This window comes from Xenorhabdus sp. IM139775 (genome assembly GCF_028598745.1).
Lineage (GTDB): Bacteria > Pseudomonadota > Gammaproteobacteria > Enterobacterales > Enterobacteriaceae > Xenorhabdus.
In genome coordinates, this window is record NZ_JAQRFK010000047.1 from 1 (window position 1) to 17,169 (window position 17,169).

At 42.8% G+C, this 17,169-nt stretch carries 14 protein-coding genes and 9 tRNA genes; 12 read left to right on the forward strand and 11 right to left on the reverse strand.

What is annotated here, in order from left to right; genetic code table 11:
* Positions 1-172: 172 nt before the first annotated feature.
* The 7 genes from PSI17_RS10965 to PSI17_RS11000 all read left to right on the forward strand — a co-directional run bounded on the left by PSI17_RS10965 (position 173) and on the right by PSI17_RS11000 (position 6,837).
* Positions 173-868, forward strand: a complete 696-nt coding sequence (locus tag PSI17_RS10965) for a ParB/RepB/Spo0J family partition protein (protein ID WP_273552031.1) — start codon at positions 173-175, stop codon at positions 866-868.
* A gap of 351 nt (positions 869-1,219) precedes the next feature.
* The gene (locus tag PSI17_RS10975) at positions 1,220-1,828 is read left to right on the forward strand and encodes a plasmid partitioning protein RepB C-terminal domain-containing protein (RefSeq protein ID WP_443256025.1); all 609 of its coding nucleotides are present in this window, start codon (positions 1,220-1,222) and stop codon (positions 1,826-1,828) included.
* Positions 1,829-2,218: 390 nt separating this feature from the next.
* Positions 2,219-3,166: a glycosyltransferase family 9 protein gene (locus tag PSI17_RS10980; RefSeq protein WP_273552033.1), complete on the forward strand. Its 948-nt coding sequence runs from the start codon at positions 2,219-2,221 to the stop codon at positions 3,164-3,166.
* A gap of 121 nt (positions 3,167-3,287) precedes the next feature.
* The gene (locus PSI17_RS10985; RefSeq protein WP_273552034.1) at positions 3,288-3,659 is read left to right on the forward strand and encodes a YkgJ family cysteine cluster protein; all 372 of its coding nucleotides are present in this window, start codon (positions 3,288-3,290) and stop codon (positions 3,657-3,659) included.
* Positions 3,660-3,796: 137 nt separating this feature from the next.
* A complete protein-coding gene (gene mtnK / locus PSI17_RS10990; RefSeq protein WP_273552035.1) occupies positions 3,797-5,062 on the forward strand; it encodes an S-methyl-5-thioribose kinase in 1,266 nt (421 codons plus the stop codon).
* 9 nt (positions 5,063-5,071) lie between these two features.
* Positions 5,072-6,172: an S-methyl-5-thioribose-1-phosphate isomerase gene (gene mtnA, locus PSI17_RS10995; RefSeq protein ID WP_273552036.1), complete on the forward strand. Its 1,101-nt coding sequence runs from the start codon at positions 5,072-5,074 to the stop codon at positions 6,170-6,172.
* Between the two features lie 20 nt (positions 6,173-6,192).
* Positions 6,193-6,837 carry an L-fuculose-phosphate aldolase gene (locus tag PSI17_RS11000; protein WP_273552037.1) on the forward strand — a complete coding sequence of 215 codons (645 nt, stop codon included), beginning with the start codon at positions 6,193-6,195 and terminating at the stop codon, positions 6,835-6,837.
* Between the two features lie 36 nt (positions 6,838-6,873).
* Here PSI17_RS11000 and PSI17_RS11005 read toward each other — a convergent pair.
* The 7 genes from PSI17_RS11005 to PSI17_RS11035 form a co-directional block, all read right to left on the reverse strand.
* Positions 6,874-6,949, reverse strand: a tRNA-Val gene (locus PSI17_RS11005).
* 21 nt (positions 6,950-6,970) lie between these two features.
* Positions 6,971-7,046 (reverse strand) — tRNA-Lys (locus tag PSI17_RS11010).
* Between the two features lie 30 nt (positions 7,047-7,076).
* A tRNA-Lys gene (locus tag PSI17_RS11015) sits at positions 7,077-7,152 on the reverse strand.
* Positions 7,153-7,182: 30 nt separating this feature from the next.
* Positions 7,183-7,258: transfer RNA gene (locus tag PSI17_RS11020), tRNA-Lys, on the reverse strand.
* Positions 7,259-7,302: 44 nt separating this feature from the next.
* Positions 7,303-7,378 (reverse strand) — tRNA-Val (locus tag PSI17_RS11025).
* 44 nt (positions 7,379-7,422) lie between these two features.
* Positions 7,423-7,498, reverse strand: a tRNA-Val gene (locus PSI17_RS11030).
* Positions 7,499-7,533: 35 nt separating this feature from the next.
* Positions 7,534-7,609, reverse strand: a tRNA-Val gene (locus PSI17_RS11035).
* A gap of 237 nt (positions 7,610-7,846) precedes the next feature.
* Here PSI17_RS11035 and gltX point away from each other — a divergent pair.
* The 3 genes from gltX to PSI17_RS11050 all read left to right on the forward strand — a co-directional run bounded on the left by gltX (position 7,847) and on the right by PSI17_RS11050 (position 9,687).
* Positions 7,847-9,262, forward strand: a complete 1,416-nt coding sequence (gene gltX / locus PSI17_RS11040; RefSeq protein WP_273552038.1) for a glutamate--tRNA ligase — start codon at positions 7,847-7,849, stop codon at positions 9,260-9,262.
* A gap of 219 nt (positions 9,263-9,481) precedes the next feature.
* A tRNA-Ala gene (locus tag PSI17_RS11045) sits at positions 9,482-9,557 on the forward strand.
* A 54-nt stretch (positions 9,558-9,611) separates the two neighbouring features.
* A tRNA-Ala gene (locus PSI17_RS11050) sits at positions 9,612-9,687 on the forward strand.
* An 81-nt stretch (positions 9,688-9,768) separates the two neighbouring features.
* Here the strand turns inward: PSI17_RS11050 and PSI17_RS11055 are convergent.
* The 4 genes from PSI17_RS11055 to zipA all read right to left on the reverse strand — a co-directional run bounded on the left by PSI17_RS11055 (position 9,769) and on the right by zipA (position 14,613).
* Positions 9,769-10,125 (reverse strand): SDR family NAD(P)-dependent oxidoreductase, encoded by a 357-nt coding sequence (locus tag PSI17_RS11055; protein WP_273552039.1) that lies wholly within the window; start codon positions 10,123-10,125, stop codon positions 9,769-9,771.
* A 95-nt stretch (positions 10,126-10,220) separates the two neighbouring features.
* Positions 10,221-11,411 carry a NupC/NupG family nucleoside CNT transporter gene (locus tag PSI17_RS11060; RefSeq protein ID WP_273552040.1) on the reverse strand — a complete coding sequence of 397 codons (1,191 nt, stop codon included), beginning with the start codon at positions 11,409-11,411 and terminating at the stop codon, positions 10,221-10,223.
* A gap of 187 nt (positions 11,412-11,598) precedes the next feature.
* Complete coding sequence (ligA, locus tag PSI17_RS11065; RefSeq protein ID WP_273552041.1) at positions 11,599-13,617, reverse strand: NAD-dependent DNA ligase LigA; 2,019 nt, start codon at positions 13,615-13,617, stop codon at positions 11,599-11,601.
* A gap of 60 nt (positions 13,618-13,677) precedes the next feature.
* Positions 13,678-14,613 carry a cell division protein ZipA gene (zipA, locus tag PSI17_RS11070; RefSeq protein WP_273552042.1) on the reverse strand — a complete coding sequence of 312 codons (936 nt, stop codon included), beginning with the start codon at positions 14,611-14,613 and terminating at the stop codon, positions 13,678-13,680.
* 220 nt (positions 14,614-14,833) lie between these two features.
* On the opposite strand from zipA, the gene cysZ reads away from it, so the two are divergent.
* A complete protein-coding gene (cysZ, locus tag PSI17_RS11075) occupies positions 14,834-15,610 on the forward strand; it encodes a sulfate transporter CysZ (protein ID WP_273552043.1) in 777 nt (258 codons plus the stop codon).
* A 280-nt stretch (positions 15,611-15,890) separates the two neighbouring features.
* Positions 15,891-16,844, forward strand: a complete 954-nt coding sequence (gene cysK, locus PSI17_RS11080; protein WP_273552044.1) for a cysteine synthase A — start codon at positions 15,891-15,893, stop codon at positions 16,842-16,844.
* The last annotated feature ends 325 nt before the right edge of the window (positions 16,845-17,169 follow it).

The following is a 17,169-nucleotide window of genomic DNA, read 5'->3' on the forward strand; positions in this document are numbered from 1 at the left end:
TGGATAGTACCAATCACCATCCCGTAGATTATTATATTTTTCCTTCTTTAGATTTCGTTTTTGAAAAAATCATCTTGTCTGAAAATAATCCTTTCCATTTAGAGTTATATCGATTTGATAGTTTGGATGATTTTTATCATATGATAGAAAGAACATCCATACAGGAGGCCGTATGAATCAGAATTCCTTTAACAATCATAAAATAATATTAGTTGACATTAAATCAATAAAAATAGCTAATCCACGGACAAGAAACAAATTTATTCATAATGAGATTAAGGAAAACATTGAGAAAACAGGATTAAGAAAACCTGTTTCTTTAAGAGAGATAAAAGATGGAGAATTTGAGTATGCATTAATATGTGGACAAGGGAGACTTGAAGCTCTTATTAATTTAGGAGAAACAAAAATTCCAGCCATTATTAAGGATGTTGACGAAGAGGATGGATATATTATGAGTCTCGTGGAAAACATAGCAAGAAGAAACCCAAGCTCTGCTGAGCTATTCGAAGTTGTAAGGGACATGAAACTGAGAGGCCTAACTGACTCAGTTATTAGTGAATACATTGGTTATTCTAAAAATTGGGTAAATAATATTACAATGTTACTTTCTAAAGGCGAGAAAAAGCTATTATCTGCTGTAGAGAATCGAAAGATCCCTTTATATTTGGCCGTAGAGTTTGCCAGAAGCAGTACCGAAGAGGCTCAACACCTATTCCTTAATGCTTATGAGAAAGGTTTAATAAAAAGCAAAGATGTTATAAAAATCAGAAATATTCTCGATCAACGAAGTGAGGGAAAAAAGGAAGCAAAAATAATGAATATATTCATAATAAGGGAAATAAGAAGATTTCTCCTGAGGAGCTGATGGTGCTTTATCAAGATAACATAGATAAACATAAATCCTTACATGCAAAATCAGAGTATATTTCACAAAACCTAGTTTTGATAAAGCAAATAATGCAAGAGCTTCTGCAAAAAAAAGATTTTGTTAGTATACTAATAACCTAAAACATGGAATATATTCCAACGCTAATTATAGACTCTATAAAAAATGAAGGGGAACTAAAATGATTAAGTTCTGTTTCGGTGATAAGTTTGTAGATCTGGACATAAAAAACTTTCACCATCAAAGGGATTAATAACTAACGTAAAACAAAGCGTTAAATATTCTCAAATTAAAACCTCTATAAAAGAAATAGGCCTTATAGAGCCGATAATTGTATATCTAGAAAATAATGGAAATACCATAAAGATTTTAGATGGGCATTTGCGGGTCGAAGCGATGAAAGAACTTGGATTTGATAAGATCGCAAGTTTAATATCCACCTTAGATGACGCGTACACTCCAAATAAACAAGTTAACAGATTAACAATAATCCAAGAGCAAAAAATGTTAAAACTGGCGTTAGAAAGAGTATCAATAGAAAAACTTAGCTCATCATTAGGAATTTCCATTGAAACCCTAAGAGGTAGGTCTCAAATTCTTAATGGTATTGATTCAGAAGTAGTTTCTCTACTATCAGACAAACATATCCCTAGAGCTACATTTGATATTTTGAAGAAAATGAAGCCCTTGCGACAAATAGAAGTTGCCAATATAATGGTGAGTTTTGCTAATTTTAGCAAGAGTTTTGCACTACATCTTTTAATACAGAATGAAACAAAGCGAATTGAAGAAATCTATGGTGCAAACACTTTAAAATTGGTCATAGCAAAATCATATATAAATAAGCTATTAGATAACGCTAAAATTTTACACTGGTTGTTAGAAAAAAATCCTGAATATCTTAATGAACTTAAAAAATATCTTCGATTAATTCTTTAGATGGAAAATAGAACAACTATTTATTATGTTATTTACAGCAAAATATCATGAGGTGGTTTTATTTATAAATAAATTTTCATAATAGTGACACACCCTTTTTTATTGTTCCGTTTTTTTCTGTTGTAATGAAGCAGTTTCCATGAAATCTTCTGCATTTTTAAGCAACTGATACATAAATTAGCAACAATGATGGTGCATCGCTGTTTCATGTGATGATTACCATAAATGTTCAATTCTATTGCACTTCCTGACAATAGACATCCTCCTATTTTTTTTGGTGTTACATAACCTTAATAAGGTGATAAATAACAAAATCCTATACCATTATTCTCTACTTTCGGCTATAGTTAAACCAATTTTACACAATAGGGTTTGTTTTAATAAAATTATATGAAAATAGCCATATTACGCCGCAATGGACTGGGTGATCTTATTTGTACTCAACCATTAATAAAATTTTTACAGAAAACCTATCCCAACGCAGAGATTAACCTATTTATAGATGCTGGCAATGCTGAACTTGCTCGTTATTTGTGTCCTGAAATCAATATTCATATTATTCCAAAAGGAAATAAATACCTATCTATTATTAAAACTGCGTTATTATTTCGCCGAAAAAAAATTGATATTGCTATATCAGCCAAACCTACGCCTATGAAATTAAATAATCTATTCTTATGGCTATTAGGTGCGAAAAAACGCTATGCTGTTGTTACAGATAAGCACTGGCATTCAAAGTTAATTAACTGCCCAGTGAAGCAGGGACATGTTAATGGTTATCATCAGGCATTAAAATTATTGCGTATATTCTCACCTAATGAGGATAAATTATCTCCTGAGTTTTTCCCTTATATTAAATCGGAAAATACGCTTCAACCCATTGAATATCAATCCCCCATGATTTTATTTTCTGTTTCTAATAACCGAAAATACAGCTTAATTAATAATGAGCGCCTGACGCTAATAGCAAATAAAATACTTGAAAATTATCCAAAGGCTAAATTCATCATTTCTTCGTTTAAGCAGGATATTCTTTTAGCTGAGGATTTAAGATCACGTATAGGGAAAAATAGTGAAATTGTCGTCTCTGATTCGCTAAGTTCTTTTTTAGTTTTATTGAATAGTATGACACTGATTATTATCGGTGATGGAGGTATCTGTCATTTAGCTGCCTCATTACAGAAAAAATTTGTTGCCTTTTACGGTGTAACAAAACCTGAAAATTGGGCACCTCTGGCGACAGAAGATAAATGTATCACCTTATATGATCCTGAAAATGTCAATAACATTGATTTAGATAAGGTTTATCCTGCTATATTTAAATTGCTTAAGGAGTAATGAAAAACTCAATAGGCTTCAGGTTGTAGTCAATAACACTACAACTTGCAAAATGTGCTTTTAAGGGTAAGGTTATTTAACCTAAGTGTGGATCTTAACCATCAGATTAGTGACATCTGGTATGAGCCAAACGTTAATTTCTCAAGCTACATTACAAGATAATCCCTGTATTAGTTGCGGCGCGTGTTGCGCCTATTTTCGTGTTTCATTTTATTGGGCCGAAGCTGAGGATGGCGGCGGTACAGTGCCTGTATCCATGACCGAAAAATTGAATGATTTCATGCGCTGCATGAAAGGCACCAATGAATCTCACCCCCGATGTATCAATTTATGCGGTGAAATTGGCAAGTCGGTTTCCTGCTCTATTTATGACAAAAGGCCCTCTCCTTGCAGAGAATTTCCTCAAGCCTGGGAGACGGGTGATTATAATGAAAGTTGTGATCGTGCTAGGGCGGCTTATGGCCTTCCTCCTCTGCCAAAACCTCAAACATAGCTGATATTCTAGTTCCATCACAGACAGCTTACTTTTGCATATCTATAGTTAGCCAATGTTAATTCCATTACAGCAGAATGAGTTATCGCTGTGCCGTTTATGAATTTTCCTTCATGAAATTATCAGGATGAAAAATAATGTCTGCTCATGTCCCTACAGGGTATATCCCACAAACTTGCGGATCTTTATCGCATTATCTTGCTAAAAATTTACCAACTCCCCTTTCACTCGGCGGTTCCCCTGAAACCTGGCAAATTCAAGAAGTGGGTGATGGAAATCTCAATTTAGTCTTTATTGTCTCTGGAACAGAAAAAACAATTGTCGTGAAACAAGCCCTGCCTTATGTCCGGGCTGCGGGTGAGTCATGGGCGCTTTCCCTTATGCGTTCGCATTTTGAATATCATGCCCTGATTGAAGAAAAAAGAGTCGCCAAAGCCTATGTTCCTGATGTCTATTTTTATGATGAGAAGATGTCTCTTTTTGTTATGGAGTATTTGTCTCAGCATATTATTCTACGTAACCGCCTTATCGCTGGGGACAAACTTCCTCATCTCGCCGAAGATGTGGGAATTTTTCTTGCAAATACTCTGTTCCATACTTCCGATATTGGCATGAGCAGTAAAGAGAAAAAAAATCTCACTGCTCGTTTCGCCAGTAATCATGAACTTTGCAAAATCACTGAAGATCTTATTTTTACTGAACCCTATTTTAATGCAGGGAGAAATAACTGGACGACGCCTCAGCTTGACGATGAAATTTACTCCATCTGGCAAGATCGGGCACTCATTCAAACTGCCATGCAGTATAAGTATCAATTCATGACGCAAGCCCAAGCCTTGCTGCATGGTGATCTCCATTCTGGATCAATCATGGTGACCCCAGATTCTACCAAGGTCATTGATCCGGAATTCAGTTTCATGGGTCCCATGGCGTTTGATATCGGTAACTACATCGGTAACTTGTTGATGGCTTATTTTGCCCAACCCGCCTTACGGGAAAATCGTGCGCAATGTGTTGATTATCAAAACTGGCTTCTGGCGCAAATAGAAACAACCTGGTCAGTGTTTGAACGCCATTTCCGTCAGTTATGGCATGAAAAAGAGGGTGGGGATGCCTATCCTGTCGTGCTTTATCAGCAAGGTTCGTTCGATGCGTCCTTCTTAAAAACAGTACAAGACGATTTTCTGTCCACCTTATTGAAAGACACGCTCGCCTATGCCGGTCTGGAGATCAATCGCCGTATTGTCGGGTTTGCCGGTGTTGCCGATTTCAAACAGATTGAAGATCAAAACCAGCGTGCTATCTGTGAGAAGCGGGCGCTGAAACTGGCACGGGAATTGATAGTAAATCGGGAAAATTACCTGACTTTTTCGCTCATTAGACGTTATATTGCACAGTGTTAAGAGGTTGATATGAAAATTAATGGCACTCATTATCGTTCTGTTTGGCTGGCTGACGATGGTTATACTGTCGAAATTCTCGATCAGACCAAACTTCCTTTTGAGGTGCAGGCTGTTCAACTACGCACTCTGCAAGATGCGGCAACCGCCATCAAAGAAATGTGGGTACGGGGAGCGCCTTTGATTGGGGCGGTTGCCGCATATGGTATGGCCTTGGCAATGCGTCAGGAAAACAGCGATGAAAATTTGCGGCAGGCTTACGCCATTTTGGTTAAAACCCGCCCCACCGCGATCAATTTAAAGTGGGCTTTGGATCGGACATATCAAGTACTGGAAAATAGCCAGCATTCACAACGTGAAGCAACGGCTTATCGTATCGCCAATGAAATTGCAGATGAAGATGTGGAACTCTGTCGCAAAATTGGTGAGCACGGACTAAAAATAATCCAGCGCATCGCAGCAACCAAACCAACCGACAAAACCGTCAATATTTTAACTCACTGTAATGCCGGCTGGCTCGCGACGGTAGATTGGGGAACCGCACTGGCTCCTATTTATATGGCGCATGATGCAGGGATCAAGGTTCATGTCTGGGTTGATGAAACCCGCCCACGTAATCAAGGGGGATTAACCGCTTTTGAATTAGGTTCACACGGTGTACCTCATACGTTGATTGCTGATAACGCCGGCGGGCATTTGATGCAACACGGTAAAGTTGATCTCTGTATTGTCGGCACAGACCGGACAACCGCACGAGGCGATGTATGCAACAAAATCGGAACTTATCTCAAGGCACTGGCAGCCAAAGCCAATCAGGTGCCTTTTTATGTTGCTCTGCCATCCCCGACGCTGGATTTTACCGTCTGGAATGGGGTAAAAGAAATTCCCATTGAACAGCGTTCGGGCGAAGAACAATCCCACGTATATGGCATCACACCGGAAGGTATACGAAGTTGGGTCAATACAGCACCAGCAGGAACATCTTGTGGAAATTATGCTTTTGATGTGACACCTGCTGAACTTATCACCGGATTGATAACTGAACGAGGAATTTGCGATGCCAGTGCGGAAGGATTACAGGCTCTTTTCCCTGATTTGTGTGGGCAACCGTAATTATCACGAAGGTGAAAATGATGAATAGAGAGCAAATCGCCCAAGAGATTATTGCAGCTTGCCTTAAAATGAACGCACTTGGATTGAATCAAGGCACATCAGGCAATATCAGCGCCCGCTATCAAGACGGTTTTTTGATTACGCCCAGTGGCATCGCTTATGAAAAGCTCACACCGGATCAAATCGTCCATGTCAGTTATCAAGGTGAATATGCAGCCGATAAAGTGCCTTCAAGCGAGTGGCATTTTCATCTCTCTTGCTATCAAGCCCGTCCTGATCTCAATGCCGTTGTACATAATCATGCGGTTAATGCAACGGCCGTCTCCATTCTCAATCATGCGATACCCGCCATTCACTATATGATCGCGGTGACAGGCACCGATCACGTTCCCTGCATTCCCTATGCCACGTTTGGGACAACTAAACTGGCTGACAATGTGAAGAAAGGGATCACCCACAGTAAGGCATTATTGATGCAGCATCATGGCATGATTGCAATGGAAATGAGTCTGGAAAAAGCACTATGGCTGGCAAATGAGATTGAGATATTGGCACAACTTTACTTAAAAGTGCTGCCAATTGTGGAGACCGTTCCAATACTCGCTACGGCAGAAATGCAGCAGGTTCTGGAAAAATTAAAGGGTTATGGATTAAAGGCGAAATAGCCAAAAGGACGATAACGGGAAGTTGGTAAACAGAAGTGGTGGGCGATACCAGATTCGAACTGATGACCCCCTCCTTGTAAGGGAGATGCTCTACCAACTGAGCTAATCGCCCACTTCAGAGTTCAGGCCTAAATGGTGGGTCGTGCAGGATTCGAACCTGCGACCAATTGATTAAAAGTCAACTGCTCTACCGACTGAGCTAACGACCCAACTAGGTAATTCTGATTTTGCTATCTAAATGGTGGGTCGTGCAGGATTCGAACCTGCGACCAATTGATTAAAAGTCAACTGCTCTACCGACTGAGCTAACGACCCAATTAGATAATTTTGATTTTGATATTTGAATGGTGGGTCGTGCAGGATTCGAACCTGCGACCAATTGATTAAAAGTCAACTGCTCTACCGACTGAGCTAACGACCCATTCTAAATACCAATGTGATACTGTTACGAAACACCTGATGAAGTGGTGGGCGATACCAGATTCGAACTGATGACCCCCTCCTTGTAAGGGAGATGCTCTACCAACTGAGCTAATCGCCCACTTCAAGATGACTATAACGACATCAATACCACTGATTTATGATTGGTGGGCGATACCAGATTCGAACTGATGACCCCCTCCTTGTAAGGGAGATGCTCTACCAACTGAGCTAATCGCCCAATCATAAAATCATTTTTATCACGACGAGAAAATATGGTGGGCGATACCAGATTCGAACTGATGACCCCCTCCTTGTAAGGGAGATGCTCTACCAACTGAGCTAATCGCCCCGTCGTGATGGAGTCGCATTATAGGGATAGTTCGAGGTGAGTCAACGCTTTTTATTAGCAAAACCACCGTTCGTCGGAAAATTAAACAGAATGAAACAATTATAATCACGTTAGGGTATCAATTAGTCAACCTATTTTGGCTTTTCTCAACTACCTATCGTTAACGCCATTGAGGAATTGAAGTGCAGTGATAAAATGCTCCCCTTATTAAGAGAAAGGTAATTAAGGCAATTCCTGATGAGTAAAATTAAAACCCGTTTTGCACCAAGTCCTACCGGCTATCTGCATGTTGGTGGTGCGCGTACTGCGCTTTATTCCTGGTTATACAGTCGCCACAATAAAGGTGAATTCGTTCTTCGCATCGAAGATACCGATCTGGAGCGTTCCACCCAAGAAGCCATTGACGCAATTATGGACGGGATGAACTGGTTAAACCTGAATTGGGATGAAGGCCCTTATTATCAGACCAAACGTTTCGACCGTTACAACCATGTTATTGATAACATGTTGGCGCAAGGTACTGCTTACCGCTGTTACTGCTCTAAAGAACATTTGGAACAACTGCGTGAAACCCAGATGGCTAATGGTGAAAAGCCACGTTATGACGGCCGATGCCGTGATAGCGAGTGCCAGCACAGCCACGATGAGCCACATGTTGTACGTTTCCGCAACCCGCAAGAAGGTTCCGTTGTTTTTAATGACAGCATCCGTGGCCCGATTGAATTCAGCAACCAAGAGCTGGATGATTTGATCATTCGCCGTACCGACGGCTCACCCACTTATAATTTCTGTGTGGTGATTGATGATTGGGATATGGAAATCACCCACGTTATTCGTGGCGAAGACCATATCAACAACACGCCGCGTCAGATCAATATCCTGAAAGCGCTGGGTGCTCCGGTTCCGGAATATGCCCATGTTTCTATGATCCTTGGCGACGATGGTAAAAAACTGTCCAAACGTCACGGCGCTGTCAGTGTCATGCAATACCGTGATGATGGTTATCTGCCAGAAGCGCTGTTGAACTATCTGGTTCGTCTGGGCTGGTCACATGGCGATCAGGAAATTTTCAGTGTTGAAGAAATGACTGAACTGTTTAGCCTTAATGCTATCAGCAAATCCGCCAGTGCATTCAATACTGAAAAACTGCAATGGCTGAACCATCATTACATCAATACCCTGCCGGCAGAGAAAGTGGCTGTACATTTAGCATGGCATATTGAACAACAAGGGATTGATACCCGCACTGGCCCAGAACTGGTTGATTTGATCAAGCTGCTGGGTGAGCGCTGCAAGACGCTAAAAGAGATGGCCGCATCTTGCCGTTATTTCTATGAAGAGTTCGCTGAATTTGATGCAGATGCGGCGAAAAAACATCTGCGCCCTGTTGCCCGCCAGCCATTGGAGGTTGCCCGCGCGAAACTGGCTGCGATAACTGAATGGACACCTGAAAATATCCATCACGCTATTCAGGCCACGGCTGACGTACTGGAAGTTGGCATGGGTAAAGTCGGTATGCCACTGCGGGTTGCGGTAACCGGTGCAGGTCAGTCGCCAAGTGTTGATGTCACAATCCATGCCATTAACCAAGCGCGTTCACTGTCCCGTATTGATAAAGCGCTGGCTTATATTGCGCAGCGTGAAGCACAGTAAACCGCCATGTTGCGAAGTGACGTCAATACGTTACATCAATAATGCGGCGTAAATAAAGGAATAATAAAGGCACTCAATTTATTGTCGTGCCTTTATTTTTTACTCTGAAAATCGGTCATTGGCGGCTTTTTCAACGCTTACACCGAGAATATTAATGAATTCATTGACAGAATTCTCTGGGTTGCATATGATTCGCCCCGTTCCACAGGATTTTGATTTGGGGCTATAGCTCAGCTGGGAGAGCGCTTGCATGGCATGCAAGAGGTCAGCGGTTCGATCCCGCTTAGCTCCACCAAATACTTGTAATTTCCAGTCAGTATTTGGTATTCAAAACCTGAACCTTATTTGTGGGGCTATAGCTCAGCTGGGAGAGCGCTTGCATGGCATGCAAGAGGTCAGCGGTTCGATCCCGCTTAGCTCCACCAAAATTCAGAAATCCCTGAAGACGCAAGTTTTCAGGGATTTTTCCTTATAGACCCGCTATACCCACATCTGGCCTCCTTACACTACTGTGCCGTGTAACCACCATCAATCGCGTAAAAAGCACCCGTTGTAAATGAGCTTTCATCTGACAGTAAAAATGCCACTGTTTTTGCGACTTCTTCTCTGGTTGCCATGCGTTTCATTGGATGACTATTTGCCATCCATTCCCGGACTTCTGCGGGTAGTGTTTGCATGTGCGGCGTATCAACATAACCTGGCCCCACGGCATTAATACGGACACCTTTATCTGCGAACTCCAAGGCGACGGAACGTGTCAAACCAAGTACACCATGTTTGGCGGTAGTGTAAGGTGCAATGCCCTCGCCAACGCCTGTTGTCGCGCCTGTGACAATCGCAATTTTCCCGTCAAAATAGCCCATTATGAGTCTCCGTGTAGATTGATAAATATAAAAAAAGTGGCATCTGCCAAGATGCCACTTTCGATTGTTCTTATCAAATCTAACGATAAAATCAATCAGATGCTCATAATCAATCCGGTAATGGCTGCGGACAGGAAGCTCACCAGCGTTGAGCCAAACAGTAATTTCAAGCCAAAACGTGCAACAGTATTACCCTGTTTTTCATCCAGCCCCTTAATCGCGCCAGCAACAATCCCGATGGATGAAAAGTTAGCGAAAGAAACCAAAAATACTGACAGGATACCTTTCGAACGATCACTCAGTTGAGTCGCCATTTCTTGCAGGCTCTGCATCGCCACAAATTCATTGGAAACCATCTTGGTCGCCATGATACTGCCGACTTTCAGTGCTTCATCACTTGGAATGCCAATGATCCATGCAAACGGATAGAACACATATCCCATGCACTCCTGAAAAGTAATCCCAAATACCAACTGGAAAATGGCGTTAATCCCTGCGATCAAGGCGATAAAACCGATCAGCATCGCAGAAACAATCAAAGCCACCTTGAAACCCGCCAGAATATATTCGCCCAGCATTTCAAAGAAACTTTGCCCTTCATGGAGGTTGCTCATCTGGATTTCTTCTTCACTCTCAACAGAGTAAGGATTGATGAGCGACAAGATAATAAAGGTGCTGAACATATTGAGGATCAGTGCTGCAACCACATACTTTGCATCCAGCATTGTCATGTAAGCACCAACAATAGACATAGATACCGTGGACATTGCCGTTGCCGCCATCGTATACATCCGGCGCTCAGACATTTTGCCCAGCACATTCTTGTAAGCAATAAAGTTCTCTGATTGCCCTAGAACCAATGAACTCACCGCATTAAATGATTCCAGTTTACCCATGCCGTTAATTTTAGACAGGACTGTCCCTATCGCACGAATGATAATTGGCAGCACTTTGATGTGCTGCAAAATACCAATCAGGGCAGAGATAAAGATGATAGGACACAATACATTCAGGAAGAAAAAGGCCAAATTTGCTTCTATCATGCCACCGAAAACAAAGCTGGTGCCTTTTGCCGCATAAGACAATAATTGGACGAATAAAGCGTCAAATCCTTTAACTATTCCTAAACCCGCATCAGAGTTCAGGAAGAACCAAGCCAGAAAGAGTTCGATTATAAGCAACTGAACAATATAACGAATTCTGATACCCTTCCGGTTATTACTGGCTAAAACCGCCAAGCCGCCAATCACGACCAATGCGAGGAAAAAATGAAAAATATGAGACATAAAGACGCGCTCCAAACACAATTTTGTGCAAATTTATAATGTATTTTATGCAATACATAATAATAAAATTAGATTATTATCACATTAATACACTATATTGGTGGTGGCAAATTCCTATTTAGCTAACCCGATCACACTTTAATCATCGCTTCCTTAAGTGGAACGCATATGATTAGTGGAACGCGTATTATTCCCCCAATAAACGGAGCATTTCCTCTTCATCAATAACAGGGATCCCCAATTCAGTTGCTTTAGCTAACTTGGAACCCGCTGCTTCGCCGGCAATCACCAGATCGGTTTTTTTCGACACACTGCCTGTCACTTTAGCGCCTGAGGCTGTCAGCTTATCTTTAGCTTCGTCGCGGGATAAACGGCTCAACGAACCAGTCAATACCACTGTCTTGCCAGCAAATGGACTGTCCACCTCATCCAAGTTCAGGCTTTCAGCGGATCCCCAATGGATACCCATATTATTAATCAGATCATCAATGACTGCCTGATTATGCGGTTCATTAAAGAAATTCACGACATGCCGGGCAACAACACCGCCGACATCCTGCACCGCAATCAGCGCATCAATGTCTGCTGCACGCAATTTTTCCAGTGTGCCAAAATGGGCAACCAAATTGACGGCTGTCGCTTCGCCGACTTCACGAATGCCCAAAGCGTAAATGAAACGCGCAAACGTGGTTTTCTTCGCGTTCTCCAAAGCATTAATGACATTTTGCGCAGACTTCGGCCCCATCCGCTCAAGGCCCGTTAATTTTCCGGCCGTCAAGCGGAAAAGATCGGCTGGCGTTTTGACATATTCTTTATCGACAAGTTGTTCAATGATTTTTTCGCCCATGCCATCAACATCCATCGCACGGCGGGACACAAAATGTTTCAATGCCTCTTTGCGTTGTGCTCCGCAGAACAGACCACCGGTACAACGGGCGACCGCTTCACCTTCGACACGCTCTATATCTGAGTCACAAACCGGACAATGTGTCGGGAAAATCACTTCCTGAGTTTCTGCGGGTCTGTTTTCATCAACAACGCCGACAACTTGCGGAATAACATCGCCGGCACGGCGAACAATCACCGTATCACCAATACGCAGCCCCAGACGTTCAATTTCATCGGCATTGTGCAGCGTGGCATTACTGACCGTCACACCGGCCACCAAGACGGGTTCCAAACGGGCAACCGGCGTAATGGCACCGGTACGTCCTACCTGAAACTCAACATCACGGACAACAGTTATCTGTTCTTGGGCGGCAAATTTGAAAGCCGTTGCCCAACGCGGCGCTCTGGCAACAAAGCCCAATCTTTCCTGTAATTCGAGGGAATCGACCTTAACCACCACCCCATCAATATCAAAGCCCAGTGCCGGCCGTTGCTGTTCAGTGTCACGGTAGAAATCCATCACCTGTTGCGTTCCCTGACATAATTTCACTTTGTCACTGACAGGCAGCCCCCAGCGCTTAAACTGCATCAGGCGTTCATAATGACTTGCGGGCAACTCCCCGCCTTCCAGCACACCGACGCCATAGCAGCAGAAAGTCAGCGGGCGTTTGGCCGTAATACGGGGATCGAGCTGGCGCAATGATCCCGCTGCGGCATTGCGGGGATTCGCGAAGACTTTATTGCCCGTGCGACGCGCTTCTTGGTTGAATTTTTCAAACCCGGCTTGCTTCATAAAGACTTCGCCACGAATTTCAACACGGGCGGGAATATTGTCCCCTTTCAGGCGCAGGGGAATGGCGCGAATGGTACGAACGTTGGCGGTAATATTCTCCCCTGTGGTTCCATCGCCACGCGTTGCGGCTTGTACTAATTCCCCATTTTCGTACAGTAAACTGACCGCCAGACCATCCAGTTTTAGCTCGCAACAGAACACCAGCGCCTGACTGTCTTTCAAGCGATCACGAACGCGCTTGTCAAATGCCAGATAACTTTCTTCATCAAATACGTTATCCAGAGATAACATCGGGATTTCATGACGTACCTGCTCAAACGCCGTTAATGGTGCGGCACCCACGCGTTGGGTAGGAGAATCAGCCGTAATCAATGCGGGATGCTGCTCTTCCAGTGCTTTTAATTCCCGCATCAGGCGATCATATTCTGCATCAGGGATCTCTGGCGCATCCATGACATGATACAAGTATTCGTGATGACGTAATTTTATTTTTAATTCATTGATTTTTTGAATGATATTTTCCATGACTTCTCACCAGAGATGAAAAACCCCCGGCTAGCGGGGGTTCAAGACTAAAAAGAGGGATTATTCACCAACATTGAGTGTATTGCGGATACGCGCTTTATAGAGTTCGATCATCTGTGGTGTCAGCATCTTGCGTTCACCATCCAGAACCACCCCTCCTACATCGGCGGCAATACGCTGGGCTGCTTGCAACATCAGCTTAAAATTCTGATTGGAATCGCCATATGAAGGCACAAGCATAAACATGGAAACGCCGGGCGTCGTGAAATCGACCATTCGCTCCGGATCAAACGAACCCGGTTTGACCATGTTAGCTAAACTGAACAATACCGCGCCGCTACCCGACGGATTCAGGTGACGATGAAAGATATTCATCTCACCAAACCGGAAGCCTGCCTGTAAAATACTCTGGAGCAAGACTTCGCCGTTCAGTTCTTGCCCGTGATGAGCAGCAACATGCAATACCAACACCGTTTCTTTTTTGGCTTGTTCAGATTCAGACAGTGCTTCACTTTCCGCTGTCTTTGGCTGCCCTTCCACAATATCAAAACCTGACTCAGCTCCCCCGGCTGCTTTCAATTCAACGCCTTCAACCGAGTCAAACAACCCAAGTTGTGGTTCTTTCTGTTGATCACCGGCATCTTTCACTTTGACTGCGGATACATCAGATTGATGCCCTGCAAGTAAAGGATCTGAGCCATCATCAGGCGCGATGATGGGTGATTCTGGCACACGACGTTCGATAGTCGGCTCTGCACGATGTTCAGTATGCGGTTTTGCCAACTCCTGAGCATGCGATTTAGGCGTATTATCAAACAGTTCATCGCCACCATTATCTCCTGACTCTTCCTGACGCCCCTGTTTATGACGTTTAACTGGGCGATCACGAAAGAGTGATGAACGCTCTTTACGGCTGGTCCACAACCCATGTAATAGCAAAGCTATTATGGCTATCGCACCAACAACGATTAATATCAGACGCAAATCCTGCATCATTGCTATCTCTGTTGTTTAAATTAATTGCCACCACGGCGGAATATTCTTTAGATAAGAGTATTTGTCAAATAAGACAAGTGCAAGTCTCTACCTGCTTTTCTTATCATAAAGCGATATATCCTCTGTTTTTTCGGATGTTTTTTACCCACAAAACAACTGGTCAGTAGAAAATCCTGCCTATATCATACCGTCTCAATCATCTGGGAGAGAATAAGAAAATATGACGAATTCGACAACGTCGCCAAAACATTCAAGTGGATTTCACTATATTGCACAAGGCTGGCAACTGATAACCCGCCCTGGCATTAAGAGATTCGTTCTATTACCTTTATTGGCCAATATCTTATTGCTAGGTGGTTCATTTTGGTGGCTATATCATCAACTGGGTGGCTGGATACAATGGACCCTCGATAAAATACCAGACTGGATGCAGTGGTTAAGCTATTTAATCTGGCCACTGGCAGTCATTTCCATCTTATTGGTTTTTAGCTATTTTTTCAGCACTATCGCGAATTTTATCGCTTCACCCTTTAATGGATTGCTGGCAGAAAAACTGGAGGCCGACCTGACAGGCATTCCGGCCCCCGATACCGGCATGGTTGATTTACTCCAAGATACTCCCCGTATCCTGAAACGGGAAATGGTGAAAATTCTTTACTATATTCCGCGTGCACTCATCCTGTTGTTACTTTATTTCATTCCCGGAATAGGCCAAACCATCGCACCTGTCCTTTGGTTTATTTTCAGTGCCTGGATGCTGGCGATCCAATACTGTGATTATCCCTTTGATAACCACAAAGTCAGTTTTACCACCATGCGCAATACCCTGCGCCAAAACAAAATAGATAACCTGCAATTCGGCGCCGCAGTGAGCATTTTGACCATGATCCCTGTCGTGAACCTGTTCATTATGCCCGTTGCGGTTTGTGGGGCTACTGCGATGTGGGTTGATCGTTACCGTGCTCAATACGCCCTGAATCGCACAGCATCAAACTGATTTAATCTTCTGCCAACAGATCTTCTGCCTACGATCTTTCTGCCTACAACAGCAACAAAGCCCCTGACATTTTTATCCTCTGTCAGGGGCTTTGTTTAAAAAGCTATACTCATCTTAAATAACCCAAACAATATAAAATGACCATCAAATATTCTTTTATCTAATAAGAATAGACTGAAACCTTATTTCCATAAATAGGATGTTAGCGTATGGTTGAGCTAATGTTTACGGTATTAATCTACGGTATAAGTATTTACAGTATCTTAGGGGCAATCGAACAATGAGTAAAATTTATGAAGATAATTCGTTGACTATTGGTCACACTCCGCTGGTACGCTTAAAAAATTTCGCCAATGGCCGCATCTTGGCAAAAGTCGAATCTCGCAATCCCAGCTTCAGTGTAAAATGCCGCATTGGTGCCAATATGATTTGGGACGCGGAAAAACGTGGCATCCTGACTAAAGATAAAGAACTTATCGAGCCGACCAGTGGTAATACAGGGATTGCACTGGCCTATGTTGCAGCCGCCCGTGGCTATAAGTTGACACTGACCATGCCTGAAACGATGAGCCTTGAGCGTCGTAAGCTGCTAAAAGTACTGGGTGCCAATTTGGTGCTGACCGAAGGTGCAAAAGGCATGAAAGGCGCCATTGAGAAAGCTAACGAAATCCGGGACAGCGATCCTGGCCGTTATGTACTCCTGCAACAATTCAGCAATCCTGCCAACCCTGAAATTCATGAAAAAACCACTGGCCCTGAAATTTGGGAAGATACTGATGGTGATGTAGACGTTTTCGTTGCCGGCGTAGGAACGGGTGGCACAATCACAGGGGTTGCCCGTTACTTGAAAAATACGCGGGGCAAACCCGTGACAATTGTTGCGGTAGAACCCGAAGATTCACCTGTTATCAGTCAAAAACTGGCAGGTGAAGAACTTAAACCCGGCCCGCATAAAATTCAGGGAATTGGCGCAGGTTTTATTCCTGATAACTTAGATTTAACATTAGTTGACCGTGTATTTAAAATCAGCAATGAAGAAGCGATTCAAACAGCACGCGAACTTACTGAAAAAGAAGGTATTCTTTCTGGTATTTCTTCCGGTGCTGCGGTTGCCGCAGCCATCAGAATAGCGCAAGAAGATGCCTATAAAGACAAAAATATCGTTGTTATCCTGCCTTCTTCGGCGGAACGTTACCTCAGTACAGTCTTGTTTGCTGACTTACTCAGTGAGTAAAAATCACGCAATAGAATTTTTCACTATATTGATAAAAAAGCACCTTCAGGGTGCTTTTTTGTGCATTGGATCAAAGTTTAAAACTTTCCTAGATGATTTATTCAAGTAGCTTTAGTATTTAACCAGTAATTATTTTGATGCACGAAATTAATCGCCAAGCAGGTAGAGAAACCGTTATTCAATTAGGCCATTCTTCGGATAGTGGGCATTAACACCAAATCAACAATTGAGTGCATCAGGTATGTTAATTTTTTGATAATGATTATTATAGACCCAATCAATTTCAAGTGACACTCAACAGAGCAATAACTTGAAAAGCTAAGGG